Source organism: Paramuribaculum intestinale (assembly GCF_003024925.1).
Taxonomy (GTDB): domain Bacteria; phylum Bacteroidota; class Bacteroidia; order Bacteroidales; family Muribaculaceae; genus Paramuribaculum; species Paramuribaculum intestinale.
In genome coordinates, this window is sequence record NZ_PUED01000209.1 from 1 (window position 1) to 3,781 (window position 3,781).

Genomic DNA, 3,781 nt, shown 5'->3' on the forward strand with positions numbered 1-3,781 from the left:
GAGTTGATTTGCAGGTGTGTTTACGCTGAGAGAGATCAATCTGCACTCCAATGATGAGAGATTGTCACTGATAATTTGTAATTTTGCAAGCGTCTTGCGGTCGGCACGCGGCATGATAAATTTACCTTCACGGAATCGTGATGGTTCGATAAACACACCGCTTCTGAGACGCAGACGCAATTCGCGTGACACGGTAAGACGGAGCATGATTTCAGACTCACCGTTGCCATTTACTTTCGAGGAAAGAGACCTTGTGATTGTAGCCATAAGGAGAGGGGGTTAAAAGTTATGGTACAAAATTAATCAAAATTGTCCACGCACACAAATTTCCGTCCACGGATTGTCCACATCTTTTGCGCCTACTTGCATCTGCTTGATATAGAGATGCAATTTGCAAATATGCAAATCAATACATAATATACTGATATTCAAGACATCTATAATATTGCCGTTTGAATACCGATATTCAACCAAATTCAACGAGATTCACTATTTTGACTCCAAGTGGGACCACTTATTCAAATGTTAAATTAAGGCAAAACGCTGATTATCAACATAATCGGCGTTTTGCTTTTTATATGCCCTATGCACGCCGATGAAGAACGATGAGGAATGAAGGTTCCCCGTTGGTGCCAATGGCTTGCGAGAGCCTGCTGAATGGGTATCCATGGCTGAGATTTATACTCATTTCATTATTCTTCAACGATTTGCATAGAGAGAGTCGGAAGCGTCTTTATTATCTTCGCGTAGAAAATTCAGTATGGTCTGAAAGAAATTTGAGGACTTGCGGAGGAAAAAATGTCTTCGGAGGATTTTTCAGCGAAAATCATTTTGGTGCCAAATTGGTGCCAAAAACAGTGCCAGAAATTTTTGGCACCAATTTCTCTGAAATCCGTGGCACCAAAACGCATATAACACACTGATATACCTGTTGTTGCAAAGACTAAAATCACCTCCGGAAAGGCTTCGTTTCTTGACGATTTAACCCTCTTTACTCATAGAAGAAATGAAGAAAGACCGATTGACGGTGCTGTTCTATCGAAGAAGCACCGTGACAAAGACAGGAGAATGTGCGATTCGCATGAGAATTTCTGTGAACGGCACAAGAATTGATTCCAATACGGGGAAGTATATCGACCCTGCTCTCTGGAATCAGTCAAAGGAACGCGCCAAAGGCACGTCCAAAAACGCGATAGATTTGAACGACTATATCGACGAGACGAATATCAAGCTGTTCAAGCTGTTTCAGGATATGCAATCGGAAGGTGTTGTCGCAACCGCGCAGGAACTTCACAACCGATTTTTCAATATCGGCGTCCACAAGGTAGTGGAACGTATGATAATAACGACATTTCAGGAACATAATCAGGAATGCCGTGCATTGATGGGCCGTGATTTCGAGCTCGGCACCATCAAAAAATACGAGACCATTACCCGACTGCTTCAGCGTTACATCAAAAAGAAGTATGAAGTCGAAGACTTGCCACTGACAAGTCTTGACCGCGACTTCGTCCACGGTTTTGAGATGTATCTCAAGATTGACCGTAACCAGCAGCAGAACACTGTGGCGCGTTACATGAAAGGTCTGAAGAAAATCACCAACCGGGCCCTTGCAAACGATTGGATTACCAAGGATCCGTTTGCCGGAATAAAGGTCCGAACGGTACAGACCAATCCCACATTCCTCACCCTCGATGAACTCCATATAATATATAGGAGGCACTTTGACGGTGTACTTGATGTGGTCAGAGACATGTTTGTAATGGCCGCTTTCACCGGACTGGCGTTTATTGACATCTCCAATCTGAAAAGAGAACACGTTGTCGAGGACAACGACGGCAACATGTGGATTCGCAAGCCACGCCAGAAAACGGATATTGTCCAGAATATACCGCTGCTTGACATACCCAAAGCCATACTCAAAAAATATGAGGACAATCCGAAGGCGGCTGAAAAAGGAACGCTTCTACCGGTTCCCTGCAATCAGGTAATGAACCGCTACCTGAAAGAGATAGGAAACATCTGCGAGATAGGCAAGGTTCTCACCACTCACGTTGCCCGCCACACCTATGCTACAGTATGCCTGTCACAGGGGGTACGTATCGAGAATGTCTCGAAGATGCTCGGACACACAAGCATCAAGATGACCCAGCACTACGCCCGGGTACTTGATTCCTCAATCATGGAGGATATGCAGAATATCCGAGAGGTCATGGCCGGAGACCTCTTCACCAAAAAGAAACGGGGCCGGAAGAAAAAACAGTAACCACCAAACGACAACAGAGGCAAGAGTCCGGTTAAGGATTCTTGCCTCTGTCATATTCAAGGATTGCAAATTACATTGCGATAATTGCTCATCAAGAGATTATCGACATCTTTTTCGGAATAAAGATACTTGCCGCCTATCTCATAGTAAGGCAACATACCGCTATTCCGGTAGTCGTGAAGAGTGCGTCTGCTTACTCTGAGCCGTTGCGCCAGTTCCGCGTCCGTGAGATAGGCATCGTTATTAAGGATAGGACGACAATTCTCGCAGATATGATTCAGAGCGTCTTTAAGTTCCTTGCAACGACTGAAAAACATCTTCACCCTGTCATTACGTTTGGTAAATACAATTTCAATCATATTTTGGCCTTCTGCATGATTATATATTTCGCAATATCGCTTGCGAGATACATTACCCTACCGTCAATCTGTATGAAAGGAATTTTTCCTGCCGCTTTGAGATTGTTAAGATGGCGGGTGCTCATTCGCAATATTGCGGCGGCTTCGCCGGTAGTAAGGAGGTCATCCGGTTTCTTTGAAACAAGGAGTCTGGAAATTGTCCTTACCAATGAATGAAGATATTCCACCTGCTCGAACATTGATTCCAGAATATCCTCATCAATCTCTACTGTTCTCATCCGTATATCTTGGCGGCTTTGGCGGAGAATGTCACGCCGAAACGGTTGTCGATTACCAACGATTCGCAGAACTTGCGGCCTTTGCGGTCGATGAAGCCGTAGATGGGCGATGTGTATTTGTATCGTACAAGCTGCTCGATGTCCTTGTCGGTCAGGTCGTAGCCGTGGAAGTGGCGCGGGATTGAGAATCCGCAACATTCACAGGCTATTGTAGCCGGGAACACGGTCAGCCCGTGGTTGCCGCATTTCGGGCAGGTGTAGCCCGAAACCTTGCTGGCAAAGGATTTCTTGTCGGTGATGAGCGAGAGAATAAGGGGATGAAGCCAGTTCTCATAATCCCTCATTACAGGCTTTGTGGGTTTGCGGTTCTCCGCGAGCGCGTCAGCCTCGTCTATCTGGGTGATGTACTTGCCGATGTCGGCGAGTTCGAGGTGGCCGGCGTGCGAAAGAAGCACACGCGCCTTCTCCGTCGGTTCAATGTCGCCAAGCAGATATTTTACGAATCCGTTGTCGATGAGACGCTGGAGGCAGGCTCCGCAGTCGCGGTAGCTGCTCACGGGAAGAAGCGAGGGTGTATCACCACCTGTGTTGACCAGTTCATTGAGGTCGTGCAGAAATGTTGCGGCGGTCAGGGTTTCGGGTGAGTGCTCCGAGAACGAGTAGATGCTCACACCTGAGATTGTAAATTCTATATTACCCGTTACACATTCCGCATCATCGGGCAGTTCGGCTGTGCCAAAAAGACCGACACCTTCGATATTTGCCGCGATTCCCACCTCTATACATCTTGCTGAGTCAAAAGCCATTTCTGTACGGATGTTGATGAGTTCATACACACGCTGCTCGTCGTCGCTGAGAAAAAGAGGTGTACGCTCGGT

The 3,781-nt window shown here is 46.4% G+C and carries 5 protein-coding genes; 1 reads left to right on the forward strand and 4 read right to left on the reverse strand.

The window, feature by feature from the left end; all coding sequences use genetic code 11:
• Nucleotides 1–267 (reverse strand): hypothetical protein (locus C5O24_RS14345; RefSeq protein ID WP_205961107.1); only part of this gene is annotated, 267 nt, incomplete at its 3' end.
• A gap of 739 nt (nt 268–1,006) precedes the next feature.
• Here C5O24_RS14345 and C5O24_RS11645 point away from each other — a divergent pair.
• The gene (locus tag C5O24_RS11645) at nt 1,007–2,266 is read left to right on the forward strand and encodes a site-specific integrase (RefSeq protein WP_107037097.1); all 1,260 of its coding nucleotides are present in this window, start codon (nt 1,007–1,009) and stop codon (nt 2,264–2,266) included.
• Nucleotides 2,267–2,322: 56 nt separating this feature from the next.
• Here C5O24_RS11645 and C5O24_RS11650 read toward each other — a convergent pair whose 3' ends face one another.
• From C5O24_RS11650 to C5O24_RS14090, 3 genes are all read right to left on the reverse strand, one after another.
• Complete coding sequence (locus C5O24_RS11650; protein WP_107037098.1) at nt 2,323–2,625, reverse strand: helix-turn-helix domain-containing protein; 303 nt, start codon at nt 2,623–2,625, stop codon at nt 2,323–2,325.
• Nucleotides 2,622–2,903, reverse strand: a complete 282-nt coding sequence (locus C5O24_RS14085; RefSeq protein ID WP_161553892.1) for a helix-turn-helix domain-containing protein — start codon at nt 2,901–2,903, stop codon at nt 2,622–2,624. The genes C5O24_RS11650 and C5O24_RS14085 overlap by 4 nt, the downstream gene beginning before the upstream one ends.
• A partial coding sequence (locus tag C5O24_RS14090; protein ID WP_161553893.1) for a topoisomerase C-terminal repeat-containing protein occupies nt 2,900–3,781 on the reverse strand: 882 nt, incomplete at its 5' end. The genes C5O24_RS14090 and C5O24_RS14085, both read right to left, overlap by 4 nt.

Excerpts from the sequence above, each read along its gene's own strand:
- C5O24_RS11650 (WP_107037098.1), bottom strand. The coding sequence starts at position 2,625 with ATGATTGAAATTGTATTTACCAAACGTAATGACAGGGTGAAGATGTTT.
- C5O24_RS14085 (WP_161553892.1), bottom strand. The coding sequence starts at position 2,903 with ATGAGAACAGTAGAGATTGATGAGGATATTCTGGAATCAATGTTCGAG.
- C5O24_RS11645 (WP_107037097.1), top strand. The coding sequence starts at position 1,007 with ATGAAGAAAGACCGATTGACGGTGCTGTTCTATCGAAGAAGCACCGTG.